Annotated in this window: 20 protein-coding genes and 1 tRNA gene; 16 read left to right on the top strand and 5 right to left on the bottom strand. The window is 65.3% G+C overall.

The features are described 5' to 3' along the window. The first annotated feature begins 229 nt into the window (after positions 1–229). The 3 genes from KKQ75_RS02315 (at position 230) to nrdR (ending at position 3420) form a co-directional block, all read left to right on the top strand. A complete protein-coding gene (locus tag KKQ75_RS02315; protein WP_213359893.1) occupies positions 230–1297 on the top strand; it encodes a lytic transglycosylase domain-containing protein in 1068 nt (355 codons plus the stop codon). Positions 1298–1638: 341 nt separating this feature from the next. After that, the gene (gene glyA, locus KKQ75_RS02310; protein WP_213359889.1) at positions 1639–2883 is read left to right on the top strand and encodes a serine hydroxymethyltransferase; all 1245 of its coding nucleotides are present in this window, start codon (positions 1639–1641) and stop codon (positions 2881–2883) included. A gap of 87 nt (positions 2884–2970) precedes the next feature. After that, on the top strand, positions 2971–3420 hold the full coding sequence (nrdR, locus tag KKQ75_RS02305; protein ID WP_213359886.1) for a transcriptional regulator NrdR: 450 nt from the start codon (positions 2971–2973) through the stop codon (positions 3418–3420). An 85-nt stretch (positions 3421–3505) separates the two neighbouring features. On the opposite strand, the gene KKQ75_RS02300 is transcribed toward nrdR, so the two are convergent. From KKQ75_RS02300 to KKQ75_RS02290, 3 genes are read right to left on the bottom strand one after another with little or no spacing between them, the layout of a single operon-like run. Next, complete coding sequence (locus KKQ75_RS02300; RefSeq protein WP_213359878.1) at positions 3506–3898, bottom strand: DsrE family protein; 393 nt, start codon at positions 3896–3898, stop codon at positions 3506–3508. A 1-nt stretch (position 3899) separates the two neighbouring features. After that, positions 3900–4319: a glycine cleavage system protein H gene (locus KKQ75_RS02295; protein WP_213359875.1), complete on the bottom strand. Its 420-nt coding sequence runs from the start codon at positions 4317–4319 to the stop codon at positions 3900–3902. Positions 4320–4353: 34 nt separating this feature from the next. After that, complete coding sequence (locus tag KKQ75_RS02290; RefSeq protein WP_213359872.1) at positions 4354–5130, bottom strand: type II secretion system protein N; 777 nt, start codon at positions 5128–5130, stop codon at positions 4354–4356. 121 nt (positions 5131–5251) lie between these two features. On the opposite strand from KKQ75_RS02290, the gene gspG reads away from it, so the two are divergent. The 12 genes from gspG to KKQ75_RS02230 all read left to right on the top strand — a co-directional run bounded on the left by gspG (position 5252) and on the right by KKQ75_RS02230 (position 17625). Further along, complete coding sequence (gspG, locus tag KKQ75_RS02285) at positions 5252–5698, top strand: type II secretion system major pseudopilin GspG (protein ID WP_213359871.1); 447 nt, start codon at positions 5252–5254, stop codon at positions 5696–5698. A gap of 61 nt (positions 5699–5759) precedes the next feature. Then, positions 5760–6266 (top strand): prepilin-type N-terminal cleavage/methylation domain-containing protein, encoded by a 507-nt coding sequence (locus KKQ75_RS02280; protein WP_213359870.1) that lies wholly within the window; start codon positions 5760–5762, stop codon positions 6264–6266. Between the two features lie 11 nt (positions 6267–6277). After that, on the top strand, positions 6278–6682 hold the full coding sequence (gene gspI, locus KKQ75_RS02275; protein ID WP_213359868.1) for a type II secretion system minor pseudopilin GspI: 405 nt from the start codon (positions 6278–6280) through the stop codon (positions 6680–6682). A gap of 71 nt (positions 6683–6753) precedes the next feature. Continuing rightward, positions 6754–7707, top strand: a complete 954-nt coding sequence (locus KKQ75_RS02270) for a PulJ/GspJ family protein (RefSeq protein WP_213359865.1) — start codon at positions 6754–6756, stop codon at positions 7705–7707. Position 7708: 1 nt separating this feature from the next. Further along, positions 7709–8704: a type II secretion system minor pseudopilin GspK gene (gspK, locus tag KKQ75_RS02265; RefSeq protein WP_250130973.1), complete on the top strand. Its 996-nt coding sequence runs from the start codon at positions 7709–7711 to the stop codon at positions 8702–8704. 120 nt (positions 8705–8824) lie between these two features. Continuing rightward, positions 8825–10138, top strand: a complete 1314-nt coding sequence (gene gspL / locus KKQ75_RS02260; protein ID WP_213359862.1) for a type II secretion system protein GspL — start codon at positions 8825–8827, stop codon at positions 10136–10138. Next, the gene (gspM, locus tag KKQ75_RS02255) at positions 10135–10650 is read left to right on the top strand and encodes a type II secretion system protein GspM (protein WP_213359859.1); all 516 of its coding nucleotides are present in this window, start codon (positions 10135–10137) and stop codon (positions 10648–10650) included. Before gspL ends, gspM begins: the two co-directional genes overlap by 4 nt. A gap of 27 nt (positions 10651–10677) precedes the next feature. Continuing rightward, entirely contained in the window at positions 10678–11559 is an 882-nt protein-coding gene (gene gspN, locus KKQ75_RS02250; protein WP_213359856.1) for a type II secretion system protein N, read from the top strand. 4 nt (positions 11560–11563) lie between these two features. Next, positions 11564–13780 (top strand): type II secretion system secretin GspD, encoded by a 2217-nt coding sequence (gspD, locus tag KKQ75_RS02245; protein ID WP_213359855.1) that lies wholly within the window; start codon positions 11564–11566, stop codon positions 13778–13780. Positions 13781–13789: 9 nt separating this feature from the next. Then, complete coding sequence (locus KKQ75_RS02240; RefSeq protein WP_213359847.1) at positions 13790–15184, top strand: GspE/PulE family protein; 1395 nt, start codon at positions 13790–13792, stop codon at positions 15182–15184. Between the two features lie 4 nt (positions 15185–15188). After that, the gene (gspF, locus tag KKQ75_RS02235; protein WP_213359831.1) at positions 15189–16415 is read left to right on the top strand and encodes a type II secretion system inner membrane protein GspF; all 1227 of its coding nucleotides are present in this window, start codon (positions 15189–15191) and stop codon (positions 16413–16415) included. 49 nt (positions 16416–16464) lie between these two features. Then, positions 16465–17625: an HNH endonuclease gene (locus KKQ75_RS02230; protein ID WP_213359828.1), complete on the top strand. Its 1161-nt coding sequence runs from the start codon at positions 16465–16467 to the stop codon at positions 17623–17625. Between the two features lie 92 nt (positions 17626–17717). Here the strand turns inward: KKQ75_RS02230 and nhaR are convergent, their stop codons facing one another. After that, positions 17718–18611 carry a transcriptional activator NhaR gene (gene nhaR / locus KKQ75_RS02225; protein WP_213359827.1) on the bottom strand — a complete coding sequence of 298 codons (894 nt, stop codon included), beginning with the start codon at positions 18609–18611 and terminating at the stop codon, positions 17718–17720. A gap of 172 nt (positions 18612–18783) precedes the next feature. Between nhaR and KKQ75_RS02220 the strand changes: the two genes are divergently transcribed. Then, positions 18784–19542 carry a TerC family protein gene (locus KKQ75_RS02220; protein ID WP_213359826.1) on the top strand — a complete coding sequence of 253 codons (759 nt, stop codon included), beginning with the start codon at positions 18784–18786 and terminating at the stop codon, positions 19540–19542. A gap of 66 nt (positions 19543–19608) precedes the next feature. Here the strand turns inward: KKQ75_RS02220 and KKQ75_RS02215 are convergent. Beyond that, positions 19609–19704: transfer RNA gene (locus tag KKQ75_RS02215), tRNA-Sec, on the bottom strand. Positions 19705–19709 lie beyond the last annotated feature (5 nt).

The raw sequence follows: 19709 nt of genomic DNA, 5'->3' as shown, positions 1-19709 counted from the left end.
GCGCCCGTGCAGGCGGACACCTTGCACTGAAGAACCCATGTGCCGCTGGCCAGCCACTTGAGATAGTGAAGCCCCGCAGCCCTGCTGCAGAACCGGCACCGCAGTCCGCCCGCAACCCGATCAGCATCCGCGTCCGTGGGTTGGACGATGGATTACCGAGGATCCGCGCTTGACCGCCGTCTCCACAACCCCTGATTCCACCCTGGCCTCCCGCTCGGATGCCGGTGACATGACTTCCTGGAAGCACCCGCTGCGCAAGCTGGGGCGCGCATTCTTCACGGTCACCCACAGCAGCATGGCTCTGGTGGGCATTGGCGCCGTGCTGTCTGCCGGCGTGCTGGCTGCCCAACCCGAGTTGCGCGACGACGCTGCCGCCCATGTGCTGGGCTGGCTGCAACCGGCCGAGAACGGACAGGCTTCCATCGACAGCCTGCCGGAGGATGCGGCCGCCACATTTGCCAGCGCAGCATCTGCGGTCGAATCCACGCCGGTGATGCAGGCCAATGCAGCCGAGGGCCGCTTCCCGGCGACCGATCCCGGCGACCTGCCACGCCAGCAGGCTGCCGTCACCTACTGGATCAGCAAGAAATACCGCGTGGCTCCCGAGCCGGTGGGCCTGCTGGTAAAGGAAGCCTTTGCCGTCGGCAGCCAGGAAAAGATCGACCCCTCGCTGATTCTGGCGATCATGGCGATCGAATCCAGCTTCAACCCCTTTGCCCAGAGCACCGTGGGCGCCCAGGGCCTGATGCAGGTGATGACCAAGATCCATTCGGACAAGTATGCCCATCTGGGCGGCAACCTGGCCGCGTTTGATCCGGTGAGCAACCTGCGCGTAGGCGTGAAGGTACTCAAGGAAACCATTGCGCGCGCCGGTTCGCTGCGCGGTGGCCTCAAATACTATGTGGGCGCGGCCAATCTGCCGTCCGACCAGGGGTATGGCGACAAGGTGCTGGCCGAATACGCACGCATCCAGGCTGTGGCCCAGGGCCGCACCGTGGCCGCCAACGCGCAGGTTCCGGTGAAAGAACCGCAGACGCCCGCAGCCAGCAGCGTGAAGACCGCAGCCGCCAAGCCCCAGGCCGACAATGCCGATGGCCGCAAGCGCGTGCAGATCGCCGCTGCGCCGATGCAGGCCAGCTTCAGCAAGCGCAGCACGCCGTCCGTGGATGGCAGCGCACCGCTGGTACAGCGTGCCCTGGCCTCCAGCAACCTGAAGGGCGAAGGCGCCCGTCGCCTGGAACTGGCGCGCAATGACAGCCGCGCCGACACCACCACGCAGGAACTGCAGGCGCAGTAAGAGCCCCTGGAGGGTCCTTTCACGGGCCGCCGGCACGCCACGCAATTGAAATAAATTCGTTGCAGACCGGCTTCGCATCCGGCCCTTCAGGGTTCAAGCGCAGGCCGGATTCCGCTACACTTGAGCCCGTGCACGACTGGCGATAGGCATCAGGCCCTGTCCTGATGCCGACGTGGATCCGGCCGCCATGCCACCCGCATGCGCAGCGCCATCACCACGGGGGAGTGCGCCATTGCCTGCAGCCGCGCTTGCGCCTGCACCGATGCTTTTGCCGTTCGCCTGGGCAGCCCTGACGCCGCATCCCGCGCAGGGGTCAATCTCCTTTTGACGAAAGACTGCCAATGTATCAGCGCAACATCCTGATTGAACAAACCGATCCCGAACTGTGGGCTGCCATCCAGGCCGAGAACCAGCGCCAGGAAGACCACATCGAGCTGATCGCCAGCGAGAACTACGCCTCCCCGGCCGTGATGGCCGCGCAGGGCACCCAGCTCACCAACAAGTACGCCGAAGGCTACCCGGGCAAGCGCTACTACGGTGGCTGCGAATATGTGGACGTGGCCGAGCAACTGGCCATCGACCGCGTGAAGCAACTGTTTGGCGCCGAAGCCGCCAACGTGCAGCCGCACTGCGGCGCCTCCGCCAACGAGGCCGTGTTCCTGGCCTTCCTCAAGCCCGGCGATACCATCATGGGCATGAGCCTGGCCGAAGGCGGCCACCTGACGCACGGCATGGCGCTGAACATGTCCGGCAAGTGGTTCAACGTGGTGAGCTACGGCCTGAACGACAAGGAAGAAATCGACTACGACGCCATGGAGCGCAAGGCCCATGAGTGCAAGCCCAAGCTGATCATCGCCGGTGCCTCCGCCTACAGCCTGCGCATCGACTTCGAGCGCTTCGCCAAGGTTGCCAAGGACGTCGGCGCCATCTTCATGGTGGACATGGCCCACTACGCCGGTCTGATCGCCGCAGGCGTGTACCCCAACCCGGTGCCGCACGCCGACGTGGTCACCTCCACCACGCACAAGAGCCTGCGCGGCCCGCGTGGCGGCATCATCCTGATGAAGGCCGAGCACGAGAAGGCGATCAACAGCGCCATCTTCCCGGGCCTGCAGGGTGGCCCGCTGATGCACGTCATCGCCGCCAAGGCCGTGGCCTTCAAGGAAGCGCTGAGCCCCGAGTTCAAGGCCTACCAGGAACAGGTCGCGAAAAACGCCGTGGTGATGGCCGAGACGCTGACCCAGCGCGGCCTGCGCATCATCAGCGGCCGTACCGAAAGCCACGTGATGCTGGTCGACCTGCGCAGCAAGGGCATTACCGGCAAGGAAGCCGAAGCCGTGCTGGGCGCCGCCCACATGACGATCAACAAGAACGCCATCCCGAACGACCCCGAAAAGCCGTTTGTGACCAGCGGCGTGCGTATCGGCACCCCGGCCCTGACCACGCGTGGCTTCAAGGAAGAAGAAACCCGCATCACGGCCAATCTGATCGCCGACGTGCTGGACAACCCGCGTGACGAAGCCAACCTGGAAGCCGTGCGCGCCAAGGTGGCCGAGCTGACCCGCCGCTTCCCGGTTTACGGCTAAGCTGGCGCATGCCAGGGCGCTTCGGCGCCGCCTGCTTCCTGTGGGGAGATGGCGGCACGAGGCGCTTTTTCTTTTCGGGAGACTGCCATGAAATGCCCTTTCTGCGGCCACAACGACACCCAGGTGGTGGAAACGCGCCTGTCCGAGGAAGGCGATACCATTCGCCGTCGCCGCAAGTGCGGCCAGTGCGAAAAGCGCTTCACCACCTATGAACGGGCCGAAGTGACCATGCCGGTGGTGGTGAAGAAGGACAGCCGTCGCGTGGAGTACGACAAGCGCAAGCTGCAGGCCTCGTTCGCGCTGGCGCTGCGCAAGCGCAGCGTGAGCACCGAGCAGGTCGATGGCGCCATCAGCCGCATCGAGGAAAAGCTGCGCACCCTGGGCGAGCGCGAAATCGCCAGCCACCAGCTGGGCGAGCTGGTGATGCGCGAACTGAAGAAGCTGGACAAGGTGGCCTATATCCGCTTTGCCAGCGTGTACCGCAGCTTCCAGGATATCGACGAGTTCACCGCGCTGGTGGATGAAGTCAGGAAATAAGGCGTACGGGCACCCGACGTGCGGTAGCCGGCGTGAGCCCTGTTCAAGGAAGAAACGCGCGGTTCCAGCAGGAAATCGGGCCCATTCAGAACACCAGCGTACGCCAGCGCAGATTGGCCGCACGCGCCATGAACTGCACCGCCCCGCCGTGCCCAGTGCATTCGGGGATCAGGCCATGCGGATCGATGGCGTGGGCACGCAGCGCGTCGGTGCATGCCAGGATGCGCGCACCCAGGGCCACTGCCTCGCGCATGGCGCTGGCGATATTCTTCTGGTGCATGGGCGCCTGCAGCGCTTCCGCCACGCCGGGCACCAGCAGGCGCACGCTGCCGGCCGTGCAGTAGATTTCTACCGGAACGTCCATGGCTGCGGCCGCAGCGGCAAAGAAGAATGGCGTGTGCAGCAGTTCCGGCTGCTCCGGACTGGCGGCCCAGAGCAGGATGGCGATGCCGTCGGCAGCATGATCCACATAGCCCATGTCAGAACTCCAGGCGGTGCAGCCAGGCATGGTGGCGCATGGCGGGCAACACGGCTTGGCCATGCAGCAGGTGCTGCTGGTCGTGCTCCCAATCCGTCAATCGCATGCGCACCAACCAACCATCGCCATAGGGCTGCCGGTGCACCAGTTCGGGCTGTTCTTCCAGCAGCGGATTGACTTCGATCACCTCACCCGTCACGGGCGAACGCACGGCAACGATGGATTTCGCCAGTTCGACCACGGCGATCGAATCCCCCTGCTTCACGAGGGAACCGGCGCGCTTGGGCCGGCACATGTAGATATCGCCGGCCAGGGCGATGCCGAGCGAGGTGATGCCGATCGTGGCCACGCCGCCGTCCGCAATACGCGCCCAGACCTGCTGCTCGATCAGATAGTGCAACTCCTCCGGGCAGTGCGCCATGGCTGCGACGGCTGCTGAGGGAAGCCCGGCCGCATCAGTCATCCCTGCGCCTCGGTTCGTCGTCATCGCCCGTGGCGCCGATGTTGCCCTGGGAGGTGGTGGCCTGCACCGTGGCCGATGCACCGTCGCCGACCGTAGCCTGAACCGTGGCATTGGCCTGTCCCGCGTTGCGCGAGAACCGGCCTGCCAGGGAGCCACCCTGCGCGGAAGGCAGTGTTTGCAGCGGCTGCGGTGCCACCTGCACCTGGGGTGCGACCGGTTGCACCGGCGTGGCCGAAGATCCGTGCGGCGGCACACCGCCTGCCAGATTGGCACCGGTTCCGGCAGCTGCAAAACTCAGCTCCATCGCCCGCCCGCCCTTGGCCTGCAGGCGTGCGGAGCGCCGTCCCACGGCCTCCAGCGTCCAGCCATCGGCAACCTCCTGCCCGGCGCGGAACGGCCGCCCGGGCTGGCCATCCACGGCAATCACGGCAATGCCGGTGCCGAACTGGTTGGCGACGGCGCCCTGCAGCACGAAGCGGCCGCTGCCGCCATCGGGGGTGGCTGCAGCTTCGGCAGATTCCGCAGGCGGGGGGGCATCCGAATATCCCAGCAGCCGTGCCAGCAAATGGTCATCCGCATGCAGCGCGGTATCTGCTACCAGGGCGCTCACCCCGCCGCCCTGACCACGCGAGCCGAGCAGCCAGAATGCCAGCGCACCCGCCACCAGCAACCAGACCAGCAGTGACAACAGGCGGACACCCCAGCGCTCGCGCAGGGACAGCCCTTGCAGCGCGGCGACAGGAAAGGAAGGCAGGGTCAAGGCAGACATTGCCGCATTATGCGGCAAGGTGATACGGCGACCTGTGCAGAAAAGCCACGTGTCACTGTTTTGCCCCAAAGTGCCGCTAGCATTGTCCGGTTGCGATCCCGATTGACTGAAAACACTTCCCATGTCTGACCGAATCTCCCGCTCCAGCCGCCAGCACCGCGCCCAACGCGGCTTTACCCTGATCGAACTGATGGTGGTGCTCGTCATCATCGGCGTGCTGGCCGCGCTGGTGGTGCCCAACGTGCTGGGCCGCGCCGACGATGCGCGCGTAACGGCCGCCAAGACCGATGTCAACAACCTGATGCAGGCGCTCAAGCTTTACAAGCTCGACAACCAGCGCTATCCCAGCGCCGAGCAGGGCCTGCAGGCGCTGGTGACCAAACCTGCTGCCGCCCCCGTGCCCGCCAACTGGAAGCCCTACCTGGACAAGCTGCCCACCGACCCCTGGGGCAAGGACTACCAGTACGCCAACCCCGGCATCAAGGGCGAAGTGGATGTGATGTCCTTCGGCGCTGACGGCCAGCCGGGCGGGGAAGGCAGCAACGCGGATATCGGCAGCTGGCAGTAAGCGACTGATGGCCGGCTGCTGCGCAGCGGCGCTCTTTCCGATGTCGCGTGCATTGAGCCCCATGCCTCGCAGGCGTTTATTGTCCGTATCGGCACAAGCTGCGCCGCGTAGGCGGCTGCGCGGCTTCACCCTGATCGAATTGCTGGTGGTGCTGGTCATCATGGCGATTGCCACGGCCGGAGCCACGCTGACATTGCGTGATTCCGACCACACCCGCATCGAACGCGAGGCAGACCGGCTGGCAGCGCTGCTGGAAGCGGCGCGGGCGCAATCGCGCGCGAGCGGCATTCCGGTGCGATGGCAACCGGCGGGGGATGGTTTTGTCTTTGCCGGACTGCCCGAAACCAGCACTCAGCCCCGCGAGTGGCTGGCTCCGACGCTGGTGCTATCCGGCGGCACGGCGCAGACGCTGCGCTCGGAAAACATCGAATTGGTGCTGGGCCCGGAGCCGGTATTGCCGGCGCAGACGCTCACCATCGCCATCGCCGGCAAGCCGCAGATGCGGCGCACGGTGGCCACCGATGGCATCCGGCCCTTCCGGCCGGTGGTGGAAGGGCCGGCACCATGAGTCCTTGCCGCATGCCTCCGTCGTCCCATCACAGCCGCCAAGGCGGGCCCACTGCTGCCAGTTCGGCGCAAGGCGGCTTTACGCTGATCGAGGTGCTGGTCGCGCTGGCCATCGTGGCGATTGCGCTGGTTGCCGGCGGCCAGGCCACGCAAGCGCTGGTGAGCCATGGCCAGCGCCAGAGCGACATGCTGCTGGCGCAGATCTGTGCCGAGAACCAGTTGGTGGCCATGCGGCTGTCGAGGGTGTTTCCGCCGGTGGGCGACAGCGAAGTGGCCTGTCCCCAAGCCGGCGAGGAGCTTACCGTGAAGATCACCGTGATGCCCACGCCCAACCCCAACTTCCGCCGCGTGGATGCGCATACGCACAAGGGTGCGCTGCCGCTGTACCGGCTGTCGACCATCATGGGGCGTTTGTGATGGTTGTTGATCGTCCGGCGCGTCTGCGGCACGTGCGGCCGGCCTTGCATCACTACCGGAGCCGAGCGGTATTGCGGACCAGCCCGGCCCGGCAGAGCGGTTTCACCCTGATCGAGCTGATGGTGGCCATCGGCATTCTGGCGCTAGTGGCCCTGCTGAGCTGGCGCGGGCTGGACGCCATGGTGCGGGCGCAGCAAGGCACGCAAAGCCGCAGCGACCAGATCGCGGTAGTGCAGACGGCGCTGGCGCAGTGGCGCGTGGATCTGGATGCCATGTTGCCCAGCGCCGGCAGCAGGCAACCGGTGCTGGACTGGGACGGGCAGACCCTGCGCGTCTTGCGGCTGGCCAGCCCCGAGACGCAGACGGCAGCAGAAACCGGCGCAGGACAGGCGCAACAATCCTTGTGGACGCCGGCGACCATCGTGGTGGCCTGGACGCTGCGCAGCGCTTGCCCGCGCAGCCCGGCGGAGACCTCCTCCGGGGAAGCTGCCAATGGTGCCGTTCCCGGCTCCTGCTGGATGCGCTGGCAATCTCCCCAGTTGCGCACCCATGGCGAACAGCAGCAGGCCTGGCAGCAGGCTGCCAGCTGGGGATCAGGCGCGCAAGGCGAGGCTGCAGGCTCGCAGGTGATGCTGCCCCTGCAGGCCTGGGAGGTGCTGGGCTATCGCGATGATGCCTGGGGGCCAGTCAAAGGCCTGCCCGTGGGCAGCGCACCAGCCGGTGGTGCTGACGGTGCTGACGGTGCTGACGGTGCTGACGGTGCTGACGGTGCTGACGGTGCTGGCGGTGCTGGCGGTGCTGGCGGTGCTGGCGGTGCTGGCGGTACTGGCGGTACTGGCGGTACTGGCGGTACTGGCGGCATTGGAGGCGCCGGTGGTGCGGGCAGCGGAACGCCGGGTGCTGCACCCAACCCTGTTCCGGACGGCCTGCGCCTGCAACTGACGCTGCCCGGCCAGGGCACCGGAATCGCCGGCAGCCTGACGGTGGACTGGCTGCAGCCTACCCTGACGCGGGAGCGCAGCTGACATGCGCAAACGCCTCCTTATCCGCCAGATCATGCGTCGCTCAGCGCGAGGCCCGCAGCGCCAGCGCGGCGCCGCCCTGCTGCTGGCCATGCTCACCGTCACGCTGGTTGCCGCCTTTGCCGCCGCGGCCGTCTGGCAGCAATGGCGCAGCACCGAAATCGAGACTGCCGAGCGCGCCCGCCTGCAGTCCGGCTGGATTCTGGCCGGCGCACTGGACTGGTCGCGCCTGATCCTGCAGGAAGACGCGCGCCAGGGCGGTCCCGATCACCTCTCGGAGCCCTGGGCTGTGCCGCTGATGGAAGCACGCCTGTCCACCTTCCTGGCCGCCGAACGCAACATCACGGTGGATGCCAGCAACCTGCCCGATGATGCCTTCCTCTCCGGCCAGATCGAGGACGCGCAGGGACGCTTCAACCTGCGCAACCTGCTGCGCAACGGCCAGCCGTCCGAGGTTGACAGGCAAACGCTGCAACGCCTGTTCGTGAACCTGCGGCTGCCGGGCACGCAGGCCGAGGCTCTGGCCACCCAGTGGCTGCGCGCCGCCCGGGCAGAACAGCAAGGCCCCGGCAGCGAGCCCGGTGCACCGCTGCTGCCGGCCCGGCTGCAGCAACTGGCCTGGCTGGGGGTGGCACCCGAACTGATCCGCCAGCTGGCACCACACGTCACCATCCTGCCCGAACGCACCAGCATCAATGCCAATACCGCCAGCGTTGAAGTGCTGAGCGCGGCGGCACCCAATGTGGCCCCGGGAGATGTCGCCCGCGCCGTGGCGCAGCGCGCCAGCAAGCCCTTCCTGGATACCGCCGCCCTGCAGGCCGCGATTCCGGCAGGCGAGGGGCAGGCCGAACTGGGTGTGAACAGCAAGTATTTCGTAATCCGCGGCAGTCTGCGCCTGGGCAGCATCCGCATCGACGAGCAAGCGCTGGTCGAGCGGCAGGGGCTGCAAAGCGTGATGCTGTGGCGTGAAAAAGGGAGTGTGTTCAGCCCCGAACAGTAAGACGCTTTTTCTCATCCACTTCCGCCATCCAGTTGGCAGGACGATCGTCCGCAGATGTCATCTGGGTTGTCGTTTTATGACATTTCGGTGTCATACTGCCCCACTAAAATCGCGCGGTCCATGGCCCAACTCCTTGTTCGCCTTCGCCTTCCCGGTGCTCCTGAAGCATCGTTTTCGCATGTCCTGAGTCCCGACGGCCAGGCGGTGGACAGGCACGCCCGCAGCGAGGCGGCGCTGCTGCCCTGGCAGGACGCGCACGAGGTCGTGGCACTGGTGCCGGCCCAGGCGCTGTCCTGGCACCGGGTGCAGTTACCCAAGGGCAGCACGGCCAATCCGGCCCGCCTGCGCACGGTGCTCGAAGGCCTGCTGGAAGAGCATGTGCTGGATGACATGGCCGAGTTGCACTGCGCGCTCCAACCGGATGCGGCCAAGGCGACCGGGCCTGTGTGGGTGGCGGTCTGTCATGCCGGCTGGCTGCGCGAGCAGCTGGATGAACTGGAAGCGGCGGGCTGTGTGGCCAGCCGCATCGTGCCCGAGTTTGCGCCGCAACCGTTCGGTGCGGCACCAGCCGCGTTCAGCGAACCCGGCCTGGATGCCCCCGCCCTGCCCGAGGACGCCCGCGTGCACGCCATTGCCGAGGACGACGGCAGTGCCTGGTGGGTACGCACCGGCAGCGACCTGGAAGCCGGCGACGATGCCCCCGGCGTGCTGCTCTGGCCCCTGCCCGATCCGGCCGAGGCCGATCTGGCACAGGCCGAGCCGCCCGAATCCGTCCGTCGACTGGCGCAACAGCATCCGAATGCGGTTCTGGCCGACGCCGGCATTGCGCAGTGGGCCGAACAGTCCTTGCGCCAGCCCGTCACCGTGCAGCATGCCGCGCAGCGCTGGCTGCAGGCCTCCGCCACCCCCTGGAACCTGGCGCAGCTGGCCTTCGCCAACCGCCAGTCCGACCGCATGCGCAAGCAGGCCGGCCAGCTCTGGCAGCGCTTTCTCCAGGCGCCGCAGTGGCAGGCGGTGCGCTGGGGCCTGGTTGCCCTGGTGCTGGTACAGCTGATCGGCCTGAACTGGGCCGCGCTGCAGGAGCGCCGCCTGCTGGCCGACAACAAGCAGGCCATTGCCAAAACGCTGACTGACACCTTTCCGCACGTGAAGCTGGTGGTGGATCCGCCCACGCAGATGCAGCGCGAGCTGGCCGTGCTGCGCCAGCGCAGCGGCGCACTCGCGCCCACCGAGATGGAAGGCATGCTCACGCTGATCAGCCGCGCCCTGCCCGACGCCCAGTTGCAGGCCCTGCAATGGGATGGGGCGCAGCTGCGCATCAAGGGCCTGGCTCTCTCGACCGAACAACAGGCCAGCCTGCAAGGCACGCTGCACCCTTCCCGACTCACGCTGTCGCAGGACGGCAATGACTGGCTGATCCGACCTGCCCCATGAGTGCCAATGCCCCCGCTTCTTCGCGCCTGCAGGCCCTGCAACAGCGGTTGCAGCCGCTGCGCACCGCCTGGAAAGGACTTTCCGCACGCGAGCGCCGCATGGTGCTGGCTGCCAGCCTGGCGTTGCTGATTGCCGCAAGCTGGCTGATCGCCATCGCCCCCGCGCTGCGCACGATGCGCGATGCACCCGCACAGCGCGCCATGCAAGAACAGCAACTCGCCCAGATGCGCCAGTGGCAGAGCGAGGCCCGCACGCTCAAGCAGCAGCCGCGCATCAGCCCCGAGGAAAGCCAGCGTGTACTGCAGGAACTGGGCGACCGTCTGCTCGGCCCGGGCAGCGTGACGCTGCAGGGCGCCCAGGTGCAGGCGCAGTTCAAGGGCGTCTCGCCCGAAGCCGTGGCGCAATGGCTGCAACAGGCACGCACACTGGGACGTGCGCTGCCGCAGCAGATGCAGCTGGAACGGACATCCGATGGCTGGCACGGCACCATGGTGCTGCGCCTGCCGTCCTGAGGAGCACCGGCCAGCATGGCGTTTCGTATGGCTCCTCCCGCGCGCCGCTGGCAGGCGCCCTCGCGCAAACGCGCGCCGACGCGCACGCCGATGGGTGCTCGCCGCCTGCATCCGTGGCGCTGGGCTGCCGCCGGCATGGTGCTGGGCCTGCTGCTGGTCAGCCTGGTCTGGGCACCGGCACGCTGGCTGGCCGGCGCCGTAGCTTGGGCGACACAGGACAAGGTGCAGCTCAGCAAGGTCGAGGGTACGGTCTGGAAGGGGTCGGCCTGGCTGGTTCTCTCCGGCGGCCGCCAGAGCCGCGACGCCACCACGCTGCCCAGCCGCCTGCACTGGAAGCTGCAACCGCGCTGGTTGGGTGCCGACATGGAACTCAACAGCAGCTGTTGCACCCCCAAACCCGTGCAGGCACGCCTGCGCTGGCAGCCCGGCGGCACGCGCGTGCATGTGGCTGACAGCACACTGCAACTGCCCAGCAGCCTGCTGGTCGGCCTCGGCACGCCCTGGAACACCCTGCAGCTCGACGGTACGCTCAGTGCCAGCACGCAGCAGGTGCAGCTCTGGCTCGGCCAGCAGCGCGTGGACTATGCCGGCACCGTCACGGCCACGCTGCAGCAGGCCTCCACCCGCCTCTCCACCATCCGACCCATCGGCAGCTACCGCGTGCAGCTGCGCGGTGGCAAGCCGCCGGGCAGCGGCGAAACGCCGGCACAGGCCACGCCGGCCGAACTCAGCCTGGAAACCCTGCCCGGCAGCAGTTTGCAACTCGAAGGCAGCGGCCAGTGGGTGGGCGCGCGCCTGCGTTTTTCCGGCCAAGCCTATGCCGCACCCGAAAAGGCGGCGGCCCTCAACAATCTGCTGAACATCATCGGTCAGCGCAGCGGCGAGCGCTCGCTGATCACCCTGGGATAAGCACATGTCTCTGTCTTTCGTTCCGCCCCGTCGCCTGCGCCAGCCGCTTGCCCGCCTGACGCTGGCTGCGCTGATGGCGTCCACCCTTGCCGCCCCCGCCGTGCTGGCACAGGGTCTGGTCACGCTGAATTTTTCCAACGCCGAGATCGAATCGGTGGCGCGCACCATCTCCGCCATCACCGGCCGCAACGTAGTGCTCGATTCGCGCGCCAAGGGCACCATCAGCATCCAGTCCGAGCGGCCGGTAACGGCGGCGCAGGCAGTCAACCAGTTCGCAGCGGCGTTGCGCCTGCAGGGCTTTGCGCTGGTGGAATCCGGCGGCATCTACAAGGTGGTACCCGAGGCCGATGCCAAGCTGCAGGCCCGCGTGGTGCCGCGCGGCAGTGCCGCCATGGGCAACCAGGTAGTAACGCGCGTGTTCAAGCTGCGCTACGAGAACGCCAACAACCTGGTGCCGGCGCTGCGCCCGCTGATCAGCCCCAACAACACCATCAACGCCAGCAATGCGCATACGCTGGTGGTGACGGATTACGCCGACAACATGCAGCGCATCGAGCGCATGATCGCCGGCATGGACCAACCCGTGGGCAGCGATGTGGAAGTGATTCCGCTGCGCTACGGCATCGCCACCGACATGGCGCCGCTGGTGCAGAAGCTGCTCGATGGCAGTGGCGCCGGGGCTGCCGCTGCGCCCGGCGGCGTGGGCGGCGGACGCACCACGGTGCTGCCCGAGGCACGCAGCAACGCGCTGATCGTGCGTGCGCCCACGCAGGCGCAGGCCACGCAGGCGCGCAGCCTGATCCTGCGGCTGGACCAGCCGGCCCTGAGCAACCACAGCACCAATGGCGAGGCCGGCAACATCTGGGTGGTGCACCTGAAGAACGCCGATGCCACCCGCATCGCCGCCACGCTGCGCGCGGCCATGGCAGCGAACCAGGTCAACAGCGGCTCCGGGTCGCCGGGCATGTCGGTCTCGGTCGGCGGCACGCAGCCGGGCGCCGCGCCTCAGGTGCAGGTCACGGCCACCTCGGCACTGCAGGGCAGCGGCTCGCCCTCCACCGGCGGTCCGATCCAGGCCGATCCGGCCACCAACTCGCTGATCATCACCGCCAGCGAGCCCGAATATCGCCAGCTGCGCGCCGTGATCGAGCGGCTGGATACGCGCCGCGCCCAGATCTATGTGGAAAGCCTGATCGCCGAAGTCAGCGCCGAGAAGGCGGCCGAGCTGGGCGTGCAGTGGCAGAGCCCGTTCTCGCAGGGCGGACGCGTGGGCATCCTCGGCTCCAACTTCGGCAAGGCGGGCAATATTCTGGACATGTCGGCCGAGCTGGCCAACAACAACCTGCCCAGCGCCAAGCCGGGCATCAACCTGGCGACGCTGGCCACGTTCCGCGGCACGCCCATCCTCGGGGTGGTGGCCAACTTCCTGCAGACCACGGGCGACGCCAACATTCTGTCCACGCCCAACCTGATCACGCTGGACAACGAGGAAGCGCGCATCATGATCGGCCAGAACGTGCCCTTCGTGACCGGCCAGTATACGAACAACAACAGCGCCAACGGCGCCGTCAACCCGTTCCAGACCATCGAGCGCAAGGACGTCGGCCTGACGCTGCGCGTGAAGCCGCAGATCAGCGAGAACGGCTCGGTAAAAATGCAGATCTACCACGAAACCAGCAACGTCGATCTGGCCACCATCGACTCGCCGCGCGGGCCGACCACACACAAGCGCTCCATCGAATCCAACGTCATCGCCGATGACGGGCAGATCATCGTGCTGGGCGGCCTGTTGTCGGACGAATATGCCAACCGCCAGGAAAAGGTGCCGGTACTGGGCGATATTCCGGTGCTGGGCCAGTTGTTCAAGAACGAAAACCGCAGCCGCGCCAAACGCAACCTGATGGTGTTCCTGCGCCCGGTGATCGTGCGCGATGCACGCGACAGCGAGAGCCTGACACTGGACCGATACGACATGATGCGCGTAAGCCAGCTCAACACACAGCCCGCTGGCAATATCGTCAAGCCCTACGAGGCACCGGTGCTGCCTCCGGTACGGCATCCGGAATCGGCCTGGACTCCCGTTAGCGAGCCGGGCCGCAGCGCGCCTGCACCGCTGATGCAGCAGACCCTGAGCGGCGACGCCATCGGCTGGCGCATGCAGCCAGCCAACACCGCCGCCACCACGGACACGCCCTACACCGGCGCCGACAACACCCCCTGACGCCCCGCCATGCGCTACCCCCTGCCCTACGCCTTCGCGCGCCGCCACCAGCTGCTGGTTGAACAGCAGGACGACGGCAATCTGTGGCTCTGGCACGGCCAGGGCGTGCTGCCCGGCCCGGCCTGGAGCGAAGTGCAGCGCAAGTACCGCATCGCCGCCGTGCAGGCGATCGAACCGCCGCAACTGGCGCAGCGCATCAGCGCAGCCTATGCCCAGGGCGAAGGCAGCGCCGCCAGCGTGGTGAGCGAGGTGCAGAGCGATGCCGACCTGAGCCGCATGATGCAGGAACTGCCGCCGGTGGAAGACCTGCTGGAAGCTGCCGACGACGCACCCATCATCCGCATGCTCAACGCCCTGCTCACCCAGGCCGCGCGCGATGGCGCCAGCGACATCCACATCGAGCCCTTCGAACACCACAGCGCGGTGCGCTTTCGTGTGGACGGCAGCCTGCGCGAGGTGGTGCAGCCCAACCGCGCCCTGCACGCCGCGCTGATCAGTCGCCTGAAAATCATGGCCGACCTGGACATCGCAGAAAAGCGCCTGCCGCAGGACGGCCGCATCAGCCTGCGCCTGGGAACGCGCGCCATCGACGTGCGCGTTTCCACCCTGCCCAGCGCCTTCGGCGAACGCGCCGTGCTGCGCCTGCTGGACAAATCCGGCAACCGCATCAGCCTGGAAGCGGTGGGCATGCAGGGCGAAACCCTGCGCCAGTTCACCCAGCTGATCCGCCAGCCGCACGGCATCATCCTGGTCACCGGCCCGACCGGCTCGGGCAAAACCACCACGCTGTATTCGGCGCTGAGCCGGCTGGATGCGCACAGCGGCAACATCATGACGGTGGAAGACCCGATCGAATACGAGCTGCCCGGCATCGGCCAGACGCAAGTGAACGCGCGCATCGACCTGACCTTTGCCAAGGCGCTGCGCGCCATTCTGCGCCAGGATCCGGACGTGATCATGATCGGCGAGATCCGCGATTTCGAGACGGCGCAGATCGCCATCCAGGCCTCTCTCACCGGCCACCTGGTGCTGGCCACGCTGCACACCAACGACGCCGCCAGCGCCGTCACGCGCCTGACGGATATGGGCGTGGAACCCTTTCTGCTGGCCAGCTCGCTGCTGGGCGTGCTGGCGCAGCGCCTGGTGCGCAAGCTGTGCACGCACTGCCACGGACAGGGCTGCGAGCACTGCGGCCAGAGCGGCTATGCCGGGCGCACCGGCATTTTCGAGTTGCTGCTGGTGGACGATGCCATCCGCGCGCAGATCCACCAGCGCGCCTCGGAGGCAGACATCCGCACCGCCGCGCTGGCCAACGGCATGACGCTGATGCGCGACGATGGCGAACGCCTGGTGGCCGCCGGCATTACCAGCGCCGAAGAACTGCTGCGCGTGACGCGCGACTGACGCCATGCCGGTCTACCAGTTCCAGGCACTCGACGTCCAGGGCCGCACGCGCAAGGGCACGCTCGAAGCCGACACCCTCAAGGCCGCCCGCGCCGCCCTGCGTGCGCAGCAACTGGTGCCCATGCAGGTGCAGGCGCTCAACGGCGAACAACTGGCGCGCGGCAGCGGGTTGAACCGGGCGCTGTTCGTTCCCAAGGCCTTCAACAGCACCGCGCTGGCGGTATGGACGCGGCAACTGGCCGGCCTGGTCAGCGCCGGCCTGCCGATCGAACGCGCGCTGCTGGCGCTGGCCGAAGAATCCGACAACCAACGCCAGCGCCAACTGGTGACTGCCCTGCGCTCGGAAGTGAACGCCGGCAGCAGCTTTGCCAAGGCGCTGCAGCAGCATCCGCGCGAATTCAGCCCCATCTACACCGCCGTGATTGCCGCGGGCGAACACAGCGGTGGTCTGGGCGCCGTGCTGCTAAGCCTGGCGGACGACCTGGAAGCGCAGCAGGAACTGCGCTCCAAGCTGATCGGCGCCTCGCTCTATCCGGGCATCGTCACGCTGGTGGCCATCGTGATCGTGGTGTTTCTGCTCACCTACGTGGTGCCGCAGGTGGCCAATGTGTTTGCCAGCAGCAAGCGCACCCTGCCGCTACTGACCACGCTGATGCTGGCACTGAGCGACTTTGTGCGGCACTGGGGCTGGCTGCTGGCACTGCTGCTGGCCGGTGGCGTGACGGCGCTGGTGCAACTGCGCAAGCGCGACAGCTTCCGGCAGCGGCTGGATGCGCTGTGGCTGCGGCTGCCGGTGGTGGGTGTGCTGGCGCGCAACTTCAATGCGGCGCGCTTTGCGGGAACGCTGGCGATGCTGGTGCAGGCGGGTGTGCCGATTCTGAAGGCACTGCAGGCCGCGAGCGAGACGCTGTCGAACCGGGCGATGCAGGTGGATGCGGAGGATGCGATCGTGCTGGTGCGCGAAGGGGCACCGCTGGCGAGTGCGCTGGCGCAGAAGAAGCGCTTTCCTACGCTGGTGAGCATGTTTGCGCGGTTGGGGGAGCAGACGGGGCAACTGCCGGCCATGCTGGGGCGGGCGGCGACGCAGTTGGGGAATGAGGTGCAGCGGCGGGCGATCCGGTTGGCGACTATACTGGAGCCGTTACTGATTGTAATGATGGGGTTGGTGGTGATGCTGATTGTGTTGGCGGTTTTGATGCCGATTATTCAGTTGAATCAACTAACCGGATAACCTCCCAATTAAATAATAAAATAAAAAATACATTCTTAAATATCAAAAAATGAACCTCAACACTCTTGAAGAAATTGACGCATTAACAGCCCAAGATTACATCTCTGCACTGCAGAAAATTAAACCGACAAAAAATGAGTGGGAGATGCTATACACCCATATGCGCACACCAAATCATACGATTTCAATGCGCGAACTAGCACAAAAAGTCGGATTTTCAAACTGGAATGCAGCCAACCTTCACTACGGAAAACTTGCGACCAAACTATGCATTGAGTTGAAAAAATTCCCTGAAACCAAACTTGCAATTTTAGCTGACTTCTCAAAACCCCGGGAATTTGAATGGCAACTTCAACTGAGACCAAATGCGCTCGCCGCACTCAAGCAGCTTGATGCTATGGCGCACCCAGCAGATCAAAACGAATGGGAAATGGATCATTTCATAGCATACCATAGCGTTAAGAAAATGGGCTATGAATTGAAGCCTTCTGGGACCCTGCAATTCTTCAGTAAAAAAGAGCCTCTCCTCCGAAGAGCTATTTGCAATACCGTTTGGGTAATACAGGGGTCTCCACGTGGAAATAAAACGGCATACTCGTTGGTTGGCGCATATATCGCCGAACATATCGAAATTGAAGATCCCTCATCTAAGCTGTACGCCATACTCGGGAAGAGTATTCACGAATTTTCACCCCCACTCCCTCTAAATCACTTGGACTGGCTACCCGTTCTTCTAAAACAACAAAGCAACTTCAGCTTAGGTTTCAATCGCGTTAACGATCAAGCTGTCATTAACACCCTAAAAAAATTGCTACCCAAACCCTCTCAATCACCCCCACCTCCTTCCACTCTTTACGATCCCGACCTGCCTTTCTTTGCCACTGAAGGATCACAAAAGTTAGTATCTCATCTCACGCGTGAACGCGATAAAAAAATAGTCGATTTAAAAAAGCAAACAACCCTTGCTACCAAGGGTCACCTCTCGTGCGAAGTCTGCAACTTCAACTTCGCCAGAACTTATGGACACCTTGGTGATAACTTTTGCGAAGTCCATCATTTAGTACCCCTCTCCAGTCTAAAAGATGAAACCGTAGCGACAGCTCTCGACGATTTGGCTATCGTATGCTCAAACTGTCACAGAATCATTCATCGATCGACCCCGCCACTTGCTTTGCAAGACCTTATCAAGGCATTTAATAACAATCAATAATGACGCCTCGGTCGTCCGAGAATCTAGCCCCGAGTCATTGTTAGCGGAGCGAGTAAGTGTGTATCAAGTCAAACTCTACAGAGCTTGAGCTTTTACGCCAACATGCCTCGCGCAGCCTCCGTAATCGCCACCACACACCGATGCGTAATGCGCCGCTCAATCGACAGCGCATAAAACTCATCCCGCACCCCCTGCGCCAGCCCCACCGCCAGCATCCCATGCTGCGCGGTGATGGACGGGGCCAGAAATGCCGGCCCTACGAAAAAGCCGACGCCCTTCTTGCCAAATTCCTGCGCCAGCGCACTGTCGTCAAACTCCCCCACCACCACCGGCCGCACGCCGGCGCGCTCAAACCAGGCACGCAAGCGCTGGCTGATGGCCGCATCCGCCCCCGGCAGCAACACCGGCGCCCCGTTCAGGCAGGACGGAAACTCCCCCGGAAAGCGCTCGCGCAAGCTCCCCGCCGCATAGAAGGCCACGTCCGTCGCCCCCAGCCGGTGACTGTAGGCCCGCACGCTCACCGTGGAAGGCACCGGCGCGTCGGCCAGCACCAGGTCCAGCCGGTGCAGGCCCAGTTCTGACAGCAGACGCTCGGTGCGCCCCTCCTGGCAGATCAGCCGCACCGGATCGGGCAGTTCCAGCGCCGGCTCCACCAGATGAAAGGCCACCGCCTTGGACACGCTGTCGGCCACCCCCACGCGGAACTCCAGCGCCTTGCCACGGCCGCTGCGGTCGCGCAGCACGGCCTCCAGCTCGGCGCCGGTGGTGAAGATGTCGCGCGCGTATTGCAGCGTGAGGCGACCGGTTTCCGTCAGTTCGAGCGAGCGCCCGTTCTTGACGAACAGTTCCACGCCCAGCCGGTCTTCCAGTTCGGAAATCTGCGTGCTGATGGTTTGCGGGCTGACGTGCAGGCGCTCGCTGGCGCGCGAGACGCCGCCGGCCTCGGCCACCTGCTGGAAGTAGTGAAGATGCTTGTAGTTGAGCATGCGCGTCTCCTTGCGATGCTGCAATTATCAGTTTTTCTGGAAATTTCAGTGTGAAATTTCTAATTTACCGAAAGATTGGAAGTTTCTAGAATTACCCACTTTACAGGACAAGGCCGCCAGTTCGGGCGTGGCGGCTTGTACATGTCGTTTGCTGCCCTGCTCTCTTTGCATCATGGAATTTTTGCTGGATCCGAACGTCTGGATCGCCTTCGGCATGCTGACCGCACTCGAAATCGTGCTCGGCGTGGACAACATCATCTTCATCTCGGTGCTGGTCGGCCGTCTGCCGGTACAGTTCCGCAACCGCGCGCGCCAGCTCGGCCTGGGCTTTGCCATGGTCACGCGCCTGCTGCTGCTGTTTTCGCTGAGCTGGGTCATGGGCCTGAAGGCCGACCTGTTCCAGGTGTTCGGCCAGGGCATCAGCGGCCGCGATCTCGTGCTGCTGCTGGGTGGCCTGTTCCTGCTGTACAAGGCCTCGCACGAGATTTTCGTTGAAGTGGAAGCGCGCGAGGAAGACGCCCCGCCGCAGACTGACGGCGAGGCCATCAAGGCCGGCGGCAGCAAGCTGTTCTGGAGCATCATCGCCCAGATCGCCATCATCGACATCGTGTTCTCGCTGGATTCCGTCATCACCGCCGTGGGCATGGTGGACCAGATCTGGGTGATGGTGGCGGCCGTGGTCACCTCGGTGGGCGTGATGCTGTTCGCGGCCCGCCCGATCGGCGAGTTTGTGGACAAGCACCCGTCCGTCAAGGTGCTGGCGCTGGCCTTCCTGGTGATGGTGGGCATGGCGCTGACGGCCGAGGCGTTTGAAGTGCACATGCCCAAAGGCTATATCTACGCGGCGATGGCGTTCTCGCTGGCGGTGGAGGCGCTCAATATCCGCGCCCGTAGCAAGCGACAGAAGCTGGCTGCGATCAAGGCCGAGTAAACAGGGTTCACCTCAGGGCGTTTGCCCCTTCATAGCCTGTCCCGTTCCGGGGCAGGCTTTTTTTGTTGGCGGAAGGGCATGGGAGTCGAACCCACCCGGCAGCGCTTGGCGCCACCCACCGGGTTTGAAGCCCGGCCGACCCACCAGGATCGTTGCCCTTCCTTCTC

Source organism: Brachymonas denitrificans (genome assembly GCF_907163135.1).
Classification (GTDB): Bacteria; Pseudomonadota; Gammaproteobacteria; order Burkholderiales; family Burkholderiaceae_C; genus Brachymonas; species Brachymonas denitrificans_A.
The sequence above is the reverse complement of the archived record's forward strand: the minus strand, read 5'-3'. Positions and strand labels throughout refer to the sequence as shown.